Consider the following 19,334-nt stretch of genomic DNA (forward strand, 5'->3'; position numbering starts at 1 on the left):
AGTGCTTTCGCACACTGGCGCGTGGCGTTATCCTCTCTTTCACCTCAACAGCCAAAGGGCGGCTAAAAGCGACCTTGAACGCACCCATCGAACCCCATCGTTTTCTCCTCGAGCCGTTTGAGGCTCGCCGTTTCGCCAATTTGTGCGGACAGTTCGACGAGCACCTGCGCCTGATCGAACAACGCCTGAGCATCGAGATCCGCAACCGCGGCAATCAATTCGAGCTGATTGGTGAACCCCAGCACACCACGTCTGCAGAAAACCTGCTCCGCCGCCTCTACCGCGAAACCAAGGGTAGTGAGCTGTCGCCGGAAACGGTCCACCTGTACCTGCAGGAATCGGCCGTGGAAGACCTGGCCAACAACCCGGTGGCCGAAGCCAGCGTGGCCTTGCGCACCAAAAAGGGCATGATTCGCCCACGCGGCTTGAATCAGCAGCGCTACGTCAAAGAAATTCTCGGTAACGATATCAACTTCGGCATCGGCCCCGCCGGTACCGGCAAGACCTACCTGGCCGTGGCCTGTGCCGTCGACGCCCTGGAGCGCGAGCAAGTGCGCCGCATCCTGCTGGTGCGCCCGGCGGTCGAGGCCGGCGAAAAGCTCGGCTTCCTGCCCGGCGACCTGGCACAGAAAATCGACCCGTACCTGCGCCCGCTCTACGACGCGCTCTACGAGATGCTCGGCTTTGAATACGTGGCCAAGCTCATCGAGCGCCAGGTGATCGAGATCGCCCCGCTGGCCTACATGCGCGGCCGGACGCTGAACAACAGCTTCATCATTCTCGACGAAAGCCAGAACACCACCGTCGAACAGATGAAAATGTTCCTCACCCGTATCGGTTTCGGCTCCACCGCCGTGATCACCGGCGACGTCACCCAGGTCGACCTGCCCAAGGGCACCAAGTCGGGCCTGGCCCAGGTGATCGAGGTGCTCAAAGACGTGCCGGGGATCAGCTTCACGCACTTCATGCCCAAGGACGTCGTCCGCCACCCGCTGGTCCAGCGCATTGTCGAAGCCTACGAGCGCTTCGAGCACCGCGACGACGCCCCGGCCAAGGACACCCGCCGCGATGCTTGAGCTTGACCTGCAACTGGCAACCGACGCGCCCGCCCCCAGTGAAGAGCAGTTCCGTCAATGGTGCGCCCTGGCCCTACGCCAGCGCACCGCCGACTCGGAGCTGACCATCCGCCTGGTGGACGAACCCGAAGGCCGCGAACTGAATCACACCTGGCGCCAGAAGGATTACGCGACCAACGTGCTGTCCTTCCCCGCCGACGTACCCGACGAACTGCTGGATATCCCGTTGCTGGGCGACCTGGTGATCTGCGTCGAAGTCGTCGAGCGTGAGGCGCAGGAACAAGGCAAGGCCCTTGAAGCCCATTGGGCTCATCTGGTCATCCACGGCTGCTTGCATCTGTTGGGTTACGACCATATAGACGATGACGAAGCCGAAGAAATGGAAGCACTGGAACGATCGTTGCTTGCAGAATTGGGTCACCCTGATCCGTATGCAGATGACGAAAACTGATCAACACTCAACTGAAACATCAAAGGATTTAGAGTAATCGCTATGAGCGAAGACCGATCGAGCAACGGGCAAAAGTCATGGCTGGGTAAACTGACCCAGGCTTTTGCCCACGAGCCGAAAAACCGCCAGGAGCTGCTGGAGCTGCTGCGCGAGGCCCATCAGAACAAGTTGCTGGACAGCGAAGCGCTGGCCATCGTCGAAGGCGCCATCCAGGTGGCTGACCTGCAAGTTCGGGACATCATGGTCCCGCGTTCGCAGATGATCAGCATCAAGGCGCCCCAGACCCCACGGGAATTCCTCCCGGCCGTGATCGACTCGGCGCACTCGCGCTACCCGGTGATCGGCGAAAGCCATGACGACGTCATGGGTGTCCTGTTGGCCAAGGACTTGCTGCCGCTGATCCTCAAGGAGAACGGCGACAGCTTCAACATCAAGGACCTGCTGCGTCCGGCCACCTTCGTCCCCGAATCCAAGCGCCTGAATGTGCTGCTGCGCGAGTTTCGCGCCAACCACAACCACATGGCCATCGTGATTGACGAATACGGCGGCGTCGCCGGCCTGGTGACCATCGAAGACGTGCTGGAACAGATCGTCGGCGATATCGAAGACGAGCACGACGTCGAAGAAGACAGCTACATCAAGCCGCTGCCGAGCGGTGACTTCCTGATCAAGGCGTTGACGCCGATCGAGAACTTCAACGAGTTCTTCGACAGCGAATTTTCCGACGACGAGTTCGACACCGTCGGCGGCCTGGTGATGAGTGCGTTCGGGCACTTGCCCAAGCGTAACGAGACCACCGAGATCGGCGCTTATCGCTTCCGCATCCTGAATGCCGATAGCCGCCGGATTCATCTGATTCGCCTGACACCTATTGCCCGTTAAGGACTGACATGCGCCGTTTCATCGCTCCCGGCTGGCCCGGCAACTTGTTGGCCGTGGTGGCTGGCGCCATCACCACCCTGGCGCTGGCGCCATTCGATCTGTGGCCGCTTGCGCTGGTCGCGGCCGGATTGTTCTATATCGGGCTGCGCGAGTTGTCCCCACGCCAGGCCCTCGGCCGTGGCTGGTGTTTCGGTTTCGGCCTGTTTGGCGCCGGCACCAGCTGGATCTACTACAGCATCCACCACTTCGGCGGCGCTTCGGTGTTGCTGGCTGGCTTGCTGATGCTGGCGTTCACCGCCGCCATTGCCTTGTTCTTCGCCCTGCCCGCCTGGTTGTGGGCGCGCTGGCTGCGGCGCAATGAAGCGCCACTGGCCGATGCCCTGACGTTTGCGGCGCTGTGGGTCGGCCAGGAAGCGTTCCGGGGCTGGTTCCTGACCGGTTTTCCCTGGTTGTACTCCGGTTACAGCCAACTTGACGGCCCCCTCACCGGCCTCGCGCCGCTGGGTGGGATGTGGCTGATTTCCTTCGCCCTGGCCTTGACCGCCGCCCTGCTGTGCAACCTGCCGCGCCTGCTGGCGACCCAGCGCAACGCCTTCATCGGCGCTGGCCTGTTGCTGCTGGTGGCGCCCTGGGCCATCGGCCTGGCCCTCAAGCATCACGCCTGGACCTCACCGTCCGGCGACCCGCTGAGCGTGGCGGCGATCCAGGGTAACGTCGAACAAAGCATGAAGTGGGACCCCGAGCAGCTCAATGCACAACTGGCGCTGTACCGCGACATGAGCTTCAGCTCCAAGCGGGTCGACCTGCTGATATGGCCGGAAACGGCCGTGCCGGTGCTCAAGGAGTCCGTCGAGGGCTACCTCGGGATGATGGGCAAGTTCGCCGCCGAACGGCACACCGCGCTGATTACCGGCGTGCCGATTCGCCAGGAAGTGCATCACCAGAAGCGCTACTACAACGGCATCACCGTCGTGGGCGAAGGTGACGGCACCTACCTCAAGCAGAAGCTGGTGCCCTTCGGCGAGTACGTGCCGCTGCAGGACATGCTGCGCGGCTTGATTGCCTTCTTCGACCTGCCCATGTCGGACTTCGCCCGCGGCCCGTCCGACCAGGCGATGCTACAGGCCAAGGGCTATCAGATTGCGCCGTTCATTTGCTATGAAGTGGTCTACCCGGAATTCGCCGCCAGCCTCTCGGCCCAGAGCGACTTGCTGCTGACCATCAGCAACGACACCTGGTTCGGCACCTCCATCGGCCCCTTGCAGCACCTGCAAATGGCGCAGATGCGTGCGCTGGAAGCCGGCCGCTGGATGATCCGCGCCACCAACAACGGCGTGACCGGGCTGATCAACCCGTATGGGCAGATCACCGCGCAGATCCCGCAGTTCGAGCGCGGCATCCTCTATGGCGAAGTGGTGCCGATGCACAACCTCACGCCGTACCTGCAATGGCGTTCGTGGCCGCTGATCGTGGTGTGCCTGGTGTTGTTTGGTTGGGCGCTGCTGGCAGGCCGGATGTCCAAAACCGTCTAACAGAATCAAACCGAACCCAATGTGGGAGGGGGCTTGCCCCCGATAGCAGTGTGTCAGTCAGTAGATTTGATACTGATACACCGCAATCGGGGGCAAGCCCCCTCCCACATTTTGATTTGCGGTGCTATCGGTAGAACAACCGATACCCCACCTGCCCCACCGCCTCATTGAGCAACTGCCCGCTCTGCCACACCGACTTGAACTCCGGCATCCAACCGCCCAGCGGCCGGGCGTTATCCTGGCCGAGGAAGCCGACCGGCGCCGGCACCACGCTGAAACCGGCTTTTTCAAAGCTCCAGACCGCACGCGGCATATGCCAGGCCTGGGTCACCACCACGACGCGCTTGACCCCCTCGGGCAACAGAATCTCGGCACTCATCTGCGCATTTTCCCAGGTGGTGCGGCTGCGCTCTTCCTTCCAGCGCACCGCCACATCGAAGTCGTCTCGCATCGACACCGCCATCAACTCAGCTTCGCTGGGCGGTGTGCCGTAATGCAAACCGCCGCTGGTCAGCACCGGCAGCCCGGAGGCCTTGGCCAATCGCGCGGCGTAGCGCTGACGCTCCAGCCCGATGCCGGTTGGTTGGTCCGAACCCCAGGCCGGGTCGCCACGCTCGCGCCCCGAACCCAGCACCACAATGGCATCGGCGCGCCGGGCCAGGCTCGACCAGTCCTCCCGGGCCAACGGCGGCGCCGTCTCCAGGGCGCGCGCGCCCCACTCCACCATGATCGGCAGGCTCATCAGCCACATCCCGCCCAGGCCGAGGGCAAAGCAGCAGCCGGCCAGGCGCGGGCGGCTGCGGCGAAACCACCAGGCAAGGGCCAGCAACAGCAAGAGAATGCCGGGCGGCAACAGCAGTTGTTTGATGAAATAACGAATAGGCATCGAGCATCTCCATAGATGCCCGAAGCCTAAGGTGTAACGGGGTTTAGCGACAATCTTTACAAGAACGAAGCAGTGTCAGCGATGATCAGGAAACTAAGGGGCATGTATTACTTGAACCGCACGGACCGATGTTTTTCCGGGCCGCGAGCGGCTGACACATCCTTGAGCCACACCACCTTGGCCGACCGCACGGGCTCGTTGGGCGGCGTGCTCGCCACGCCGGTAAAAGCCGAACGTTCGTTCCTTGCCAGGTAAGCCTTGATCAGTTCCAGCTCCGCGTGGCTCAAGCCTCGCAGTTCCAACTCGACGGGCTGCTCATCACGCAATCGACCCGCCGTACTTGCTGCATCCAATGCACGACCCAAACGGTCGATGAGTCCTTGGTACACATCCGGTTTAGATAACATTCGCTGCGATTCCACCATCCCCTCACCTCATTGAAGATAAGACTCACTCCCCAATAAACAGCGTAGCCCCCATGGCTGCGCCTGCCCGGCGCCGCGACAGACGGCCTCGACCGCGCAATCAGGGTTTCCCTCGATAGAGTGGGGTCATGTATGCTACGGCGCTTCCTGTAACTCCACTTCCCGCAGGGTTTGGGCACGGACGCGGCGCTTTATGGTGTCGGCCAGCTCGGACAATGCACCGAAGAGGATTAGGCCACCCCTATTCAGTTCAAAAGTAGCCATGCACGAACAATATCAGCCCCGTGAAATAGAAAATGCCGCCCAAACCTTCTGGGACGAGCAAAAGTCCTTTGAAGTCAGTGAACAGCCGGGCAAGGAGACGTTCTATTGCCTATCGATGTTCCCTTACCCCAGCGGCAAGCTACACATGGGGCACGTGCGTAACTACACCATCGGCGACGTGATTTCCCGTTACCAGCGCATGCAAGGCAAGAATGTCCTGCAACCCATGGGTTGGGACGCCTTCGGCATGCCGGCGGAAAACGCCGCGATGAAGAACAACGTAGCGCCCGCCAAGTGGACCTACGAAAACATCGCCTACATGAAGACCCAGCTGCGCAGCCTGGGCCTGGCGGTGGACTGGTCCCGCGAAGTGACCACCTGCAAGCCGGACTACTATCGCTGGGAACAATGGCTGTTCACCCGCCTGTTCGAAAAAGGCGTGATCTACCGCAAGAACGGTACCGTGAACTGGGACCCGGTCGACCAGACCGTGCTCGCCAACGAGCAGGTGATCGACGGTCGCGGCTGGCGTTCCGGCGCGCTGATCGAAAAACGCGAAATCCCGATGTACTACTTCAAGATCACCGCCTACGCGGATGAACTCTTGTCGAGCCTCGACGACCTGCCGGGCTGGCCTGAACAGGTCAAGACCATGCAACGCAACTGGATCGGCAAGTCCAAGGGCATGGAAGTGCAGTTCCCGTACAACGTCGATTCGATCGGCGAAGCGGGCACCCTCAAAGTCTTCACTACCCGTCCGGACACCCTGATGGGCGCGACTTACGTCGCCGTGGCCGCGGAACACCCGCTGGCCAGCCAGGCCGCGCAGAACAACCCTGAGCTGCAGGCGTTCATCGCCGAATGCAAAGGCGGCAGCGTGGCGGAAGCCGACGTCGCCACCCAGGAGAAAAAAGGCCTGCCGACCGGGCTGTTCGTCGAGCACCCGCTGACCGGCGAAAAATTGCCGGTATGGGTCGCCAACTACGTGCTGATGCATTACGGCGATGGCGCAGTAATGGCTGTGCCGGCCCACGACGAACGCGATTTCGAATTCGCCACCCAGTACAACCTGCCGATCAAATCCGTGGTACGCACCAGCTCGGGCGACACCAACCCGGCCCCGTGGCAAGACGCCTACGGCGAGCACGGTGAACTGATCAACTCCGGCGAGTTCGACGGCCTGGACTTCGCCGGCGCCTTCGACGCCATCGAAGTCGCGCTGATCAAGAAAAACCTCGGTGCCTCGCGCACCCAGTTCCGCCTGCGCGACTGGGGCATCAGCCGCCAGCGTTACTGGGGCTGCCCGATCCCGATCATCCACTGCGAAACCTGCGGTGACGTGCCGGTGCCGGAAGACCAGTTGCCGGTGGTCCTGCCGGAAGACGTGGTGCCGGACGGCGCCGGTTCGCCTTTGGCGCGCATGCCTGAGTTCTACGAGTGCAGCTGCCCGAAATGCGGCCAGCCAGCCAAGCGCGAAACCGACACCATGGACACTTTCGTCGAGTCCTCGTGGTACTACGCCCGTTATGCCTCGCCGCACTACGAGGGTGGCCTGGTCGAGAAATCGGCGGCCGACCACTGGTTGCCGGTGGATCAGTACATCGGCGGTATCGAACACGCCATTCTTCACCTGCTGTACGCGCGCTTCTTCCACAAGCTGATGCGCGACGAAGGCCTGGTCAGTTCCAACGAGCCGTTCAAGAACCTGCTGACCCAGGGCATGGTGATCGCCGAGACGTATTACCGTCGCGAAGCCAATGGCAGCTACACCTGGTTCAACCCGGCGGATGTCGAGCTCGAGCGCGACAGCAAAGCCAAGGTCATCAGCGCCAAGCTGATCGCCGACGGCCTGCCGGTGGAAATCGGTGGCACCGAGAAGATGGCCAAGTCGAAGAACAACGGCGTCGACCCACAGTCGATGATCGACCAGTTCGGCGCCGACACCTGCCGCCTGTTCATGATGTTCGCCTCGCCGCCGGACATGAGCGCCGAATGGTCCGACTCCGGCGTCGAAGGTTCGCACCGTTTCCTCAAGCGCGTCTGGCGCCTGGCCCATGCCCATGTCAGCCAGGGCCTGCCGGGCAAGCTGGATGTGGCCGCCTTGAGCGACGAGCAGAAAGCCATTCGCCGCAGCACCCACCTGGCCATCAAGCAAGCCAGCCAGGATGTGGGCCAGAACCACAAGTTCAACACCGCCATCGCCCAGGTGATGACACTGATGAACGTACTGGAAAAAGCCCCGCAAGCCACCGAACAGGAGCGTGCGCTGGTTCACGAAGGCCTCGAGACGGTCACCCTGCTGCTAGCCCCGATCACGCCGCACATCAGCCACGAACTGTGGCACCGCCTGGGCCACAGCGAAGCCGTCATTGACGCCCGCTGGCCGGTGCAGGATGACAGCGCGCTGGTTCAGGACACGCTGCAACTGGTAATTCAGGTCAACGGCAAACTGCGTGGCCAGATCGACATGCCGGCCAGCGCCAGCCGCGAAGACGTCGAAGCGGCCGCGCGCTGCAACGAGAACGTACTGCGCTTTACCGAAGGCCTGACGATCCGCAAAGTGATCGTCGTGCCGGGTAAACTGGTCAATATCGTCGCCAGCTAAATCGGATCGGGCGCAGGGCTTGAGCGCTGCGCCGAACTAAACCTTCAGGGCCTCGATAAGGCCCGCATGGTTTCAAGGGGAGCAATAAAATGATCAAACGCAATTTGCTGGTGATGGGCCTTGCTGTGCTGCTGAGCGCTTGCGGCTTCCAGCTGCGCGGTACCGGCACCAATGAACTGACCATCAAGGAATTGGACGTCAGCGCCCGCAACGCCTACGGCGAAACCGTTGTGCAACTGCGCGACACCCTGAAAAACAGTGGCGTACACGTCTACACCGGCGCGACCTACAAGCTGTTCCTGGCCGACGAGAAAGAAACCCAGCGTAACCTCAGCTACGCCAGCGCTGGCCGTGCGTCCGATATCGAGCTGATCACTTCGTTGACGTTTGAAATGCAGGGCCGCGACCATCTGCCGTTGATGGGTGACAAGATCGAAGTGCAAAAGGTCGTGAGCCACGATGGCAACAACCTGGTGGGCTCGGACTCGGAAATGACCCAGGTGCGCAAAGAAATGCGTCGTGAGCTGGTCCAACGTGTGATGCTGCGCCTGCAACAGCTGACGCCGGAAAAACTGGAACTGCTGCAACAGACCGCCGACAACAAGGCCAAGGCTGACGCCGACGCCCTGAAAGCCGCGCAAGAGTACGAAAACAACACGCCGAAACAATCGCCTGTTGAAGTCCCTGTAGACTAAGCCAGACGGGGCGCCCCAGGCGCCCCGTTCATCGCGCCTATGAAACTCGCCCCCGCCCAACTCGCCAAACACCTGCAAGGTGCTCTCGCGCCTGTCTATATCGTCAGCGGCGATGACCCGTTGCTGTGCCAGGAAGCGGCAGACGCCATTCGCACCGCCGCGCGCCAGCAAGGCTTCGACGAACGCCAGGTGTTCAGCGCCGACGCCAGTTTCGACTGGGGCACGCTGCTGCAAGCCGGCGCGAGCATGTCGCTGTTTGCCGAAAAACGCCTGCTGGAACTGCGCCTGCCGTCGGGCAAGCCCGGCGACAAGGGCGCGGCGGCCTTCATCGAGTACTGTTCGCGGCCTGCCGAAGACACGGTGTTGCTGATCAGCCTGCCCAAGCTCGACGGCAGCGCGCAGAAAACCAAGTGGGGCAAAGCGCTGGTGGAAGGGGCACAGACCCAGTTCATCCAGATCTGGCCGGTGGACAGCAATCAGTTGCCGCAGTGGATTCGTCAGCGCCTGTCCCAATCGGGGCTGTCGGCCACGCAGGACGCCGTGGAACTGATCGCCGCCCGGGTCGAAGGTAACCTGCTTGCCGCCGCCCAGGAGATCGAAAAGCTCAAGCTGATGGCCGAAGACGGGCAGATCACCGTCGAAACCGTGCAAGGCGCGGTGGCTGACAGCGCGCGTTTTGACGTGTTCGGGCTGGTGGACGCCATCCTCAACGGCGAGCCTGCACACGCCCTGCGCATGCTCGAAGGGTTGCGCGGTGAAGGCGTGGAACCGCCGGTGATTCTCTGGGCGCTGGCTCGCGAGTTGCGGGTACTGGCCAATATTGCGCTGCAATACAGCCAGGGCACGCCGTTGGACAAATGCTTCAGCCAAGCCAGACCGCCGGTCTGGGACAAGCGCAAACCGCTGATGAGCAAAGCCCTGCAGCGGCACTCGGCGCAACGCTGGGCGCAACTGTTGCTCGAAGCCCAGCGCATCGATGCGCAAATCAAGGGCCAGGCGGCGGGTTCGCCGTGGATGAGCCTGAGCCGTTTGTCACTGCTGATGTCTGGCCAGCGCCTGACATTACCTGCCGAATAACCCCCCGCTTAAAAACACCGCAAAACCAATGCGGGACGGGGCAACCCCCCTCCCACATGTTGGCTGCATTTGTATTTCAAAAAACTTGTCGGGCTTTACAGCGGCCAGACTTCGGCAGATGATTTGCACCGCTGCATCCCACCTGAAGAGAGTAACGACCATGAGCAAAAAGCCATCTAAGCATGGCCCCAACAAGGCCAAATCCATCATCGCCCAGCCACTGTTCCGCAGCCGTCAGGAACGCGCCGGCAAGGGCAAAGGCAGCTACCGCCGCGAAGCCTTCCAGTCTAATAGCTGGGAGGCTTCTTACTTTCTGGCCGCCTGAAGGCAAGCGCCCCTCCGGCATGATAAGGTCAGCACTTGATTTGTAATCCCTGGACCTGTGCATGCCCTCTAGTCTTTCCCGTCGTTGGCACCTTCGCCAATTGATCGCTGCCTCCAGCCTCATTCTGCTTGTCGCCTGCGCGGAAAAACCTACCGCCGCAGATGCTCAACCCTTGCCGACACTGTCGACCGCACCGGTCGTAGCGCCCGCTGTCGTGGCCCCGCTGGCTGTGGATAACCTGGACATCCAGCCCACCCAGACCTTTGCCGAATGGCAGGCCGGTTTCCGTGCGCAAGCCTTGAAGGCCGGCATTACCCCAGCCGTGTTTGATATCGCCTTCGCCAACGTCACCCCGGACATGGCGGTGATCCGCGCCGACCGCAGCCAACCGGAATTCTCCCGCCCGGTGTGGGAATACCTCGACGGCGCCCTGTCGCCAGTACGCGTGCGTAATGGCCAGGCACTATTGGTCAAGTACGCCGACATCCTGCAAAGCATCGAGCAACGTTATGGCGTCGACCGCCAGGCGCTGGTCTCGGTGTGGGGCATGGAAAGTAACTTCGGTCAGTTCCAGGGCAATAACTCGGTGATCCGTTCCCTCGCGACCCTGGCCTACGAAGGCCGGCGCCCGGCCTTTGCCCAGGCGCAATTGCTTGCGGCGCTGCAAATCATCCAGCACGGCGATATCCAGGCCGACCAGATGCGCGGTTCGTGGGCCGGCGCCATGGGCCAGACCCAGTTCATCCCGACCACCTACAACACCCACGCCGTGGACTTCGACGGCGACGGTCGCCGCGACATCTGGAACAGCCCGGCCGACGCCCTCGCCTCCACTGCGCATTACCTGCAAAGCTCCGGCTGGCAGAAAGGCCAGCCGTGGGGTTTCGAAGTCAAACAACTGCCGGCCAACTTCGATTACACCCTGGCCGACGGTGGCGTGCGCAAGACCGTCGCCGACTGGCTGAAGCTGGGCATCCAGCTGCCACCGGGAGCGAGCATGCCGCCTAACGTCGACCAGCTCTCCGCCGCCCTGCTGCTGCCAGCGGGTTACCGTGGCCCGGCGTTCCTGGTGCTGGATAACTTCCGCGCAATCCTCAAGTACAACAACTCGTCATCCTACGCACTGGCCGTGGGCCTGCTGTCGGAACGGTTCGGCGGAAGTGGTGTGATTCGTGGCGATTGGCCGAAAGATGAACTGCCGCTGAGTCGTTCCCAGCGCATCGACCTGCAGACCGCACTCAGCAGCAATGGCTATGACGCGGGCAACCCGGACGGGATTATCGGCGCCAACACGCGCAAGGCGATCCGTGCGGCGCAACAGTCACTGGGCTGGCCGGCGGATGGTTATCCGACGGTGAAGTTGCTGGAGTCGTTGCAGAACCGTTAGATCGGCTTATGGCGACTACCGCTATCGGGGGCAAGCCCCCTCCCACATTTTGACCGCGTACATCCTTTGAAATGCAGTCAAATGTGGGAGGGAGCTTGCTCCCGATAGCGGTTTAGCAGACGACAGATTCAGCGGTTGAACACCACATCCTGCTCCAACACCACCCGCTGCGCCCCCGCATCCAACCGCACCCGCGCGCCCATCGGCAGCGTCACGTTCGGATCGCAATGCCCACTGCGCCAGCCAGACAGCACCGGAATGCACAGCGGTTCGAAGGTCTGCTTCAGCAGCCGCTCCAGCGCGGTGCTATCCACCCCCGCCACGTCCCCCACCAACACACCCGCTACCTGAGCCAGCTTGCCGGTCAGGCGCAGATGCGTCAGCAAGCGGTCGATGCGGTAGATCGGCTCGTTGACGTCTTCGATAAACAGGATGATGCCCTCGGCATCGATTTCGTAGGACGTCCCCATCATGGCCGCGATCATCGACAGGTTGCCGCCGAGCAAGCGCCCACAGGCGATACCGGGCTCGATCGTGGTCAATGGGTAGGCCACCGGGTGCGCCAGCACGCTGCCTGCACCTACCTGGCCACGCAGCATGTTGAACAACGACGACTCGGTGGGTGGCTGCTTGTCGCCGAGCAGGTCGGCATTCAGCATCGGGCCGTGGAAGGTCACAAAACCGGCATAGCGGTTGATTGCCAGGTGCAACGCAGTGATATCACTGTAACCCACGAAAGGCTTGGGGTTGGCGCGCAGCAGGTCGAAGTCCAGGCGATCCAGCAGGCGGGGCGTGCCGTAGCCGCCGCGCAGGCAGAAGATCGCATCGATATCAGGGTTGGCGAAGGCGGCGTGCAGGTCGCGCAAGCGCACGTCATCGCTGCCGGCCAGGTAGCCGTCGCGTTCATATACTCCGGGGAAGATGCGTAGCTCATAGCCACGGGCGCGCATCCATTGCCCGGCTTTTTCCACGTCCAGCGCGGCAGGGCCGGCGGGTGCGATCAGGCCGATGGTGGCTTCAGAACGCAATGCAGGTACGGCGGCGGCTAGTCGACTGGTCATCCCTGATTCTCCCTATATGACGCGGAACGAAATGTGGGAGGGGGCTTGCCCCCGATAGCGCTGAATCAGCCAGTACCTGTAGCGACTGACACACTGCCATCGGGGGCAAGCCCCCTCCCACATTGGATCTGCGGTGTTGCGCAGATCTGTATTACGAAATCAGGCTAGCCTTGACCAGCTTGGCCTGCTCATCGGCGTGGTACGAGGAACGTACCAGCGGGCCCGACGCGACGTTCTTGAAGCCCATCTTGTAACCTTCCTCGGCGAACCAGGCGAAGGTGTCCGGGTGAACGAAACGCTGTACCGGCAAGTGGCTGCGCGATGGTTGCAGGTATTGGCCGAGGGTCAGCATGTCGATGTCGTGCTCGCGCATGCGCTGCATGACTTCGATCACTTCCTCGTCGGTTTCGCCCAGGCCGAGCATCAGGCCGGACTTGGTCGGGATGTGCGGCATCATCTGCTTGAATTTCTGCAGCAGGGTCAGCGACCACTGGTAGTCCGAACCTGGACGCGCCGCCTTGTACAGGCGTGGCACGGTTTCCAGGTTGTGGTTGAACACATCCGGCGGCTCGGCGGCAGTGATTTCCAGCGCGACGTCCATGCGGCCACGGTAGTCCGGCACCAGGGTTTCGAGCATCACGTCCGGCGACAGCTTGCGGATTTCGCGGATGCAGTCGGCAAAGTGCTGGGCACCGCCGTCACGCAGGTCGTCGCGGTCGACAGAAGTAATCACCACGTACTTGAGTTTCAGGTCGGCGATGGCGATGGCCAGGCTTTCCGGCTCGTTGACGTCCAGTGGCTTCGGCCGGCCGTGGCCGACGTCGCAGAACGGGCAACGACGGGTGCAGATGTCACCCATGATCATGAACGTGGCAGTGCCGCCGGAGAAGCATTCGCCCAGGTTCGGGCAGGACGCTTCTTCGCACACGCTGTGCAGCTTGTGCTTGCGCAGCAACGCCTTGATACGGTCGACTTCCGGCGAGACCGGGATACGCACGCGAATCCAGTCAGGTTTTTTCGGCAGTTCGGTGGTCGGGATGATCTTGACCGGGATGCGTGCAACCTTCTCGGCGCCGCGCAGCTTGACGCCGGCTTCCACCTTGGCACGCGGGGCCTGGGCCGGACGTTCGGTGACGTCCAGCGTCGGGATCATGGTTTGCACTGCATCAGTAGTCATAATCAGTCGATTCCGCCCGTAAGGGTCGTCTGCTCAGCATAGTCGAGGTGTTTGACGAGCTGCGCACGCAGCCGGGCACTTACCTCGGCAAATTTAATCGGTGTGGCGTGGTCGCTCAACTGGGTCATCGCCAACCCGGCATAACCGCACGGGTTGATGCGCCGGAACGGCGCCAGGTCCATGTCCACGTTCAATGCCAGGCCATGAAACGAACAACCGTGGCGAATGCGCAGCCCCAGGGAAGCGATTTTCGCACCATCCACATACACACCGGGTGCATCGGGCTTGGCCACGGCGCTCACGCCGTAACTGGCCAACAGCTCGATCAGGCAAGCCTCCATACGGTTCACCAGGTCGCGCACGCCAAACCCCAGCTTGCGCACATCCAGCAGCAGATACGCCACCAGTTGACCGGGCCCATGGTAAGTCACTTGACCCCCTCGGTCGACCTGCACCACCGGAATATCACCCGGAAGTAGCAGATGCTCGGCCTTGCCGGCCTGGCCCTGGGTGAACACCGGCGGGTGTTCCACCAGCCAGATCTCATCGGGTGCCGAGGTGCCGCGCTCGTTGGTGAAGCGCTGCATCGCGTGCCAGACGGGCTCGTAGTCCATCCGGCCGAGCTCGCGAAAGCCCAGGACCTGTGGCATCACAGCACCATATGTACGAAGCCGGTGGCCCGCAGTTCGCTGTTGATGTCGTAAAGCTGGTCTTGACCGGTCGCAACGATGTGCAACTGGATCGTGGTGTACTTACCGTTGGTGCTCGAACGCTCATCCACACGGTTGTCGTTGATCGTCGCGTGTTTACGCACGATGTCGAGAATCTTGTCCTTGTTGCCCACACCGGTATCGCTGATCACCTTGACGGGATAATCCGTCACCGGGAATTCGATCTTTGGCGCCTTTACTTCTTTATCGGTCATGGCGTAACGGCCTCGTAAGCGTAAGCCGTGGCGACGGGCAAAGCCCCGCGTCGGATCAACACGGGGCTTTGCAGGTGCACACTTATCAGTTGAACAAGCTGTAGAAGAACAGGCGGATGCTATCCCACACGCGGCGGAAGATACCACCCTCGTCGACGGCATCCAGGGCGATCAGGTCGGCACTGTGTACCACTTTATCGTCCAGCTTCACTTCGACCTTGCCGATCACGTCGCCCTTGGCGATTGGCGCAACCAGGTGCGGGTTCATGGTCATGCTGGCCGCGAGCTTTTTCAGCTGGCCTTTAGGCATGGTCAGGGTCAGGTCTTCAGCCAGGCCGGCCTTGACTTGCGAGGTTGCGCCTTTCCATACCGGCGCGGTCGCCAGTTCAGCACCCTTCTGATAGAAGGTCTGGGTTTCGAAGAAGCGGAAACCGTAGGTCAGCAGTTTTTGCGTCTCGGCCGCACGGGCCTGCTCGCTGTTGGTGCCGAAGACCACGGCGATCAGGCGCTGGCCATCACGCACGGCGGACGACACCATGCAGTAGCCGGCTTCTTCGGTGTGGCCGGTTTTCAGACCGTCGACGGTCTTGTCGCGCCACAGCAACAGGTTGCGGTTAGGCTGCTTGATGTTGTTCCAGAAGAATTCCTTCTGGGAGTAGATCGCGTAGTGGACCGGGTCGACACGAATGATCGCGCGCGCCAGGATCGCCATGTCGTGAGCCGACGAGTAGTGCTCTGGGTTCGGCAGACCGGTCGGGTTCATGAAGTGACTGTTGGTCATGCCCAGGTCGGCCACGGTTTTGTTCATCATGTCGGCGAACGCGTCTTCGCTGCCGGCGATGTGCTCGGCCAGGGCGACGCTGGCGTCGTTACCGGACTGGATGATGATGCCGTGCAGCAGGTCACTGACCGTCACCTGCGAGCCAACCTTGATGAACATCCGCGAACCACCGGTGCGCCAGGCGTTTTCGCTGACGGTCACCGGGTCGTTTTCGCCGATCTGGCCGCGACGGATTTCCAGGGTCGCGATATAGGCTGTCATCAGCTTGGTCAAGCTGGCGGGCGGCAGGCGCTGGTCACCGTTGTTTTCCACCAGCACGTTGCCACTGGCGGCATCCATGAGGACCCAGGCCTTGGCGGCCAGTTGCGGTGAAGCCGGCACCATTTCAACCGCCCAGGCGGCCGGGGTGATGATCAGCGAGATAAGCAGGCACGTGCGTTTGGCTAAGGTGATGATGTTCATCCGTCTCTCGAAATTACGTATGGAAACTTGCCCTCGCGGGCAAAACTTATTCAGACAGCCCGTTACCGGTCTGTCGCGTGTTCGGTTGCCTGCTCACCCCTTGCCCCTGGGTTTTATTGTTCAACGAGCCAACAACCAGGGCCCAGGCCCGCGCACGGACCTGAACCATCAATCCTTTACGGTTTATTCGGCGCTGACCACGCTGGGTTGCCCCAGGTTGGCCAGGCGCACGCTGTTCTGCACTTGCGCGACCTCGCTCGGCGAACCGATCGGGCCCATACGCACACGGTGCAGGGTCTGTTGATTACGCACGATGGAACTGATGAAGACCGGCGCATTGACCATACTGCTCAGCTTGGACCTTAACAGCTCTGCCGCATCCGGGTTGGCGAAAGCGCCCACCTGCAGGTATTGCCCACCGGCAGCCGAAGCACCCGGTGCGGCGCGAGGCACCACGACCGTGTCGGGCGCGTGCTGTTGCGCGGGTGGCGTCCACTGCTCGATCTTGCCGGTCGAGGCTGTGACTTGCGGTTGCGCGGCTTGCGGCTCGTTGAGCATCAACGGTGCCGGTTTGCCACGCTGGGCCCAGTATTGCGCGGGGTCGATCCCTTCGACCTTGACCCGCGCGGTGCCGGTTTCGGCATAACCGAGTTTCTTCGCGGCGGCGTAGGACAAGTCGATGATCCGGTCCGAATAGAACGGCCCGCGATCGTTGACCCGCAGGATCACCGTGCGGTTGTTGTCCAGGTTGGTCACGCGCACATAGCTGGGCAGCGGCAGGGTCTTGTGGGCCGCGCTCATGCCGTACAGGTCGTAGACCTCGCCATTGGCGGTGTTCTGGCCATGGAACTTGGTCCCGTACCACGACGCCGTGCCCGACTGCACGTAGGTCTTGGAGTCCTGCAGCGGAAAGTAGCTCTTGCCCAGCACGGTATAGGGGTTGGCCTTGTACGGGCCGGTGTGCAGGGTCGGCGTGGCATCCGGGATTTTCGACACGTCGACGTCCCACCACGGCGCACCGTCTTTATGCGCGCGGTTGATGTCCAGCCCCGGCTGGGAACGAATAGCGGTGCCGCCGGACTTTTGCGTCGGCGCGCGACTGGTGGAGCAACTGACAACCAGCAAGGACAACGCGGCAAACGCCACCAGCTTGAGCGGTTTTTTCAACGGCGATGCCCGCATTACTTGTTGCCCCGTGCTTGGACCAGCATGTCAGACAGTTGATGCACGGCCATGGCGTACATCACACTGCGGTTATAACGCGTGATTGCGTAGAAATTCTTCAGGCCCATCCAGTATTCAGGGCCGTTTTCGCCTTCCAGGCGGAAAGCCGTGACCGGCATATCATCGCGCAGCGCATCATGACTTGACCAGCCCAGCGCCCGCAACTCCCCGACCGTCTTGGCCGGCTCGATGCCCTGGGTCAGGCCTTCATCGGCGCGCTCGCCGCTCACGTCGGCACGGCTGACGACCGGTTCGCCGCTCACCCAGCCATGGCGCTTGAAGTAGCTGGCCACGCTGCCGATGGCATCGTCCGGGTTGCTCCAGATATTGATATGGCCGTCGCCGTCAAAATCCACCGCGTAGGCGCGAAAACTGCTCGGCATGAACTGCGGCAAGCCCATCGCACCGGCGTAGGAGCCTTTGAGGGTCAGCGGGTCGACCTGCTCTTCGCGGGCCAGCAGCAGGAATTCACGCAGTTCCTTACGGAAGAATTCAGCGCGGGGCGGGTAATCGAAGCTCAAGGTCGACAAGGCATCGATCACCCGGTAACTGCCGGTGTTGCGCCCGTAGAAGGTTTCAATGCCAATGATCGCGACAATCACCTGGGCAGGCACGCCGTATTCCTGCTCGGCGCGAGCCAACGCGGCTTCGTGCTGGCGCCAGAAGTCCACGCCCCGGGCCACGCGGGCGTCGGTCAGGAACATCGGGCGATAGTCCTTCCACTGCTTCACGCGCTCGGCCGGGCGGGAGATGGCATCGAGGATCGCCTGCTTGCGCTGGGCCTCGCGGAACACGCCCATCAGCTGTTCACCGGCGAAGCCATAGTCACGGGTCATCTCACCGACGAATTCGGCGACCTGAGGTGAGCCATCGTAGTCACCGGCCTGCGCTTCGTGCATGGCGCCCAGCAGCCCGATCAGGCTCATCCAGGACGCATGCCGAGTCGCCCAGCCGCGCAATACTTGCATTGACATCTTCACCTTATTCAAACCTGTGCGATCCATTTGCGATGCGTGTGAATCGACATCAAAACCCCAAACGCTGACATCAATGTCACCAGCGAAGTTCCGCCGTAGCTAATGAACGGCAACGGCACCCCAACCACCGGCAAGAGGCCACTGACCATACCGATGTTGACGAAAACGTAAACAAAAAAAGTCATGGTCAACGAGCCCGCCAGCAATTTGCCGAACAACGTCTGCGCCTGCGCGGTGATCACCAGGCCACGCCCAATCAACAGTAAATAGATCAGCAGCAACGCGCAAATGCCCACCAGGCCGAACTCTTCGCCCATCACCGCAATAATGAAATCGGTGTGGCTCTCGGGCAAAAAGTCTAGGTGCGACTGGGTGCCCATCAACCAACCCTTGCCAAAGACACCGCCGGAACCGATCGCCGCCTTCGACTGGATGATGTTCCAGCCGGTGCCCAGCGGGTCGCTCTCCGGGTCGAGGAACGTGAGAATCCGCTGCTTCTGGTAGTCATGCATAAAGAAGAACCACATGGCCACGGCCACCGGCACGGCAGCGGCGAGCACGCTGAGAATCCAGCGCCAGCGCAAGCCACCCATGAACAGCACGAACGCACCGCCCGCCAGGATCAGCAGCGATGTACCGAGATCCGGCTGGCGCACGATGAGGATGAACGGCACGCCGATCAGGATCAGGCTGATCCCCACATGCTTGAGTTGCGGCGGCAAGGTGCGCTTGGACAGGTACCAGGCGATGGTCGCCGGCATCAGGATCTTCATGAATTCCGACGGCTGGAAGCGAATCACCCCCGGAATGTTGATCCAGCGGGTCGCGCCCATGGCGTTGTGGCCCATCACGTCCACCACCACCAGCAACAACACGCCGGCGACGTACCCCAGCGGCACCCAGCGCGCCATGAAACGCGGCTCCAGCTGGGCAATCACCACCATCGACAACAAGCCCAGGCCGAACGACGACGCTTGCTTGATCAGCAGGTCCCAGTTCTTGCCGCTGGCCGAATACAGCACGAACAGACTGCCGGCGGCCAGGGTCAGCAGCAGAATCAACAACGGGCCATCAATGTGCATGCGCTGCAGCAATGTCGCGCGGCGACGCATCACATCCTCA

The 19,334-nt window shown here is 61.8% G+C and carries 19 protein-coding genes; 9 read left to right on the forward strand and 10 right to left on the reverse strand.

Annotation, left to right across the window (positions count from 1 at the left end):
• Window positions 1-74: 74 nt before the first annotated feature.
• From JN756_RS28325 to lnt, 4 genes are read left to right on the forward strand one after another with little or no spacing between them, the layout of a single operon-like run.
• Window positions 75-1,076, forward strand: a complete 1,002-nt coding sequence (locus JN756_RS28325) for a PhoH family protein (RefSeq protein ID WP_017848326.1) — start codon at window positions 75-77, stop codon at window positions 1,074-1,076.
• Window positions 1,069-1,527 (forward strand): rRNA maturation RNase YbeY, encoded by a 459-nt coding sequence (gene ybeY / locus JN756_RS28330; protein WP_017848327.1) that lies wholly within the window; start codon window positions 1,069-1,071, stop codon window positions 1,525-1,527. Before JN756_RS28325 ends, ybeY begins: the two co-directional genes overlap by 8 nt.
• Before the next feature lie 42 nt (window positions 1,528-1,569).
• Window positions 1,570-2,409 (forward strand): CorC family transporter, encoded by an 840-nt coding sequence (locus JN756_RS28335; protein WP_017848328.1) that lies wholly within the window; start codon window positions 1,570-1,572, stop codon window positions 2,407-2,409.
• 8 nt (window positions 2,410-2,417) lie between these two features.
• Window positions 2,418-3,941, forward strand: a complete 1,524-nt coding sequence (lnt, locus tag JN756_RS28340; RefSeq protein ID WP_017848329.1) for an apolipoprotein N-acyltransferase — start codon at window positions 2,418-2,420, stop codon at window positions 3,939-3,941.
• 124 nt (window positions 3,942-4,065) lie between these two features.
• Here the strand turns inward: lnt and JN756_RS28345 are convergent, their stop codons facing one another.
• The gene (locus JN756_RS28345; protein WP_108525541.1) at window positions 4,066-4,827 is read right to left on the reverse strand and encodes a YdcF family protein; all 762 of its coding nucleotides are present in this window, start codon (window positions 4,825-4,827) and stop codon (window positions 4,066-4,068) included.
• 107 nt (window positions 4,828-4,934) lie between these two features.
• A complete protein-coding gene (locus JN756_RS28350; protein ID WP_046381934.1) occupies window positions 4,935-5,252 on the reverse strand; it encodes a hypothetical protein in 318 nt (105 codons plus the stop codon).
• A 262-nt stretch (window positions 5,253-5,514) separates the two neighbouring features.
• Between JN756_RS28350 and leuS the strand changes: the two genes are divergently transcribed.
• The 5 genes from leuS (at window position 5,515) to JN756_RS28375 (ending at window position 11,605) form a co-directional block, all read left to right on the forward strand.
• Window positions 5,515-8,121 carry a leucine--tRNA ligase gene (gene leuS / locus JN756_RS28355; RefSeq protein WP_046381933.1) on the forward strand — a complete coding sequence of 869 codons (2,607 nt, stop codon included), beginning with the start codon at window positions 5,515-5,517 and terminating at the stop codon, window positions 8,119-8,121.
• Between the two features lie 89 nt (window positions 8,122-8,210).
• Window positions 8,211-8,816, forward strand: a complete 606-nt coding sequence (locus tag JN756_RS28360; protein ID WP_017848334.1) for an LPS-assembly lipoprotein LptE — start codon at window positions 8,211-8,213, stop codon at window positions 8,814-8,816.
• A 39-nt stretch (window positions 8,817-8,855) separates the two neighbouring features.
• Complete coding sequence (holA, locus tag JN756_RS28365; protein WP_046381932.1) at window positions 8,856-9,893, forward strand: DNA polymerase III subunit delta; 1,038 nt, start codon at window positions 8,856-8,858, stop codon at window positions 9,891-9,893.
• A gap of 160 nt (window positions 9,894-10,053) precedes the next feature.
• The gene (arfA, locus tag JN756_RS28370; RefSeq protein WP_003176285.1) at window positions 10,054-10,218 is read left to right on the forward strand and encodes an alternative ribosome rescue factor ArfA; all 165 of its coding nucleotides are present in this window, start codon (window positions 10,054-10,056) and stop codon (window positions 10,216-10,218) included.
• A 61-nt stretch (window positions 10,219-10,279) separates the two neighbouring features.
• Complete coding sequence (locus tag JN756_RS28375) at window positions 10,280-11,605, forward strand: lytic murein transglycosylase (protein WP_201021583.1); 1,326 nt, start codon at window positions 10,280-10,282, stop codon at window positions 11,603-11,605.
• A gap of 128 nt (window positions 11,606-11,733) precedes the next feature.
• Here JN756_RS28375 and JN756_RS28380 read toward each other — a convergent pair whose 3' ends face one another.
• The 8 genes from JN756_RS28380 to rodA form a co-directional block, all read right to left on the reverse strand.
• Entirely contained in the window at window positions 11,734-12,666 is a 933-nt protein-coding gene (locus JN756_RS28380) for a S66 peptidase family protein (protein WP_201021584.1), read from the reverse strand.
• A 151-nt stretch (window positions 12,667-12,817) separates the two neighbouring features.
• Window positions 12,818-13,819: a lipoyl synthase gene (lipA, locus tag JN756_RS28385; RefSeq protein ID WP_162231495.1), complete on the reverse strand. Its 1,002-nt coding sequence runs from the start codon at window positions 13,817-13,819 to the stop codon at window positions 12,818-12,820.
• A 26-nt stretch (window positions 13,820-13,845) separates the two neighbouring features.
• A complete protein-coding gene (gene lipB / locus JN756_RS28390) occupies window positions 13,846-14,493 on the reverse strand; it encodes a lipoyl(octanoyl) transferase LipB (RefSeq protein WP_046381930.1) in 648 nt (215 codons plus the stop codon).
• The gene (locus tag JN756_RS28395; RefSeq protein ID WP_017848340.1) at window positions 14,493-14,768 is read right to left on the reverse strand and encodes a DUF493 domain-containing protein; all 276 of its coding nucleotides are present in this window, start codon (window positions 14,766-14,768) and stop codon (window positions 14,493-14,495) included. The genes lipB and JN756_RS28395 overlap by 1 nt, the downstream gene beginning before the upstream one ends.
• An 85-nt stretch (window positions 14,769-14,853) precedes the next feature.
• Window positions 14,854-16,011 (reverse strand): D-alanyl-D-alanine carboxypeptidase family protein, encoded by a 1,158-nt coding sequence (locus JN756_RS28400; RefSeq protein WP_102616986.1) that lies wholly within the window; start codon window positions 16,009-16,011, stop codon window positions 14,854-14,856.
• A gap of 183 nt (window positions 16,012-16,194) precedes the next feature.
• Window positions 16,195-17,193, reverse strand: a complete 999-nt coding sequence (locus tag JN756_RS28405; protein WP_017848342.1) for a septal ring lytic transglycosylase RlpA family protein — start codon at window positions 17,191-17,193, stop codon at window positions 16,195-16,197.
• Window positions 17,193-18,203, reverse strand: coding sequence for a lytic murein transglycosylase B (gene mltB, locus JN756_RS28410; protein ID WP_046381928.1), 1,011 nt, complete (start codon window positions 18,201-18,203; stop codon window positions 17,193-17,195). Before mltB ends, JN756_RS28405 begins: the two co-directional genes overlap by 1 nt.
• 17 nt (window positions 18,204-18,220) lie before the next feature.
• Window positions 18,221-19,324, reverse strand: a complete 1,104-nt coding sequence (rodA, locus tag JN756_RS28415) for a rod shape-determining protein RodA (RefSeq protein WP_017848344.1) — start codon at window positions 19,322-19,324, stop codon at window positions 18,221-18,223.
• Window positions 19,325-19,334: the final 10 nt, after the last annotated feature.

Origin of the sequence: Pseudomonas sp. Y39-6, from assembly GCF_023651955.1 — a bacterium.
GTDB classification, from domain to species: Bacteria; Pseudomonadota; Gammaproteobacteria; order Pseudomonadales; family Pseudomonadaceae; genus Aquipseudomonas; species Aquipseudomonas veronii.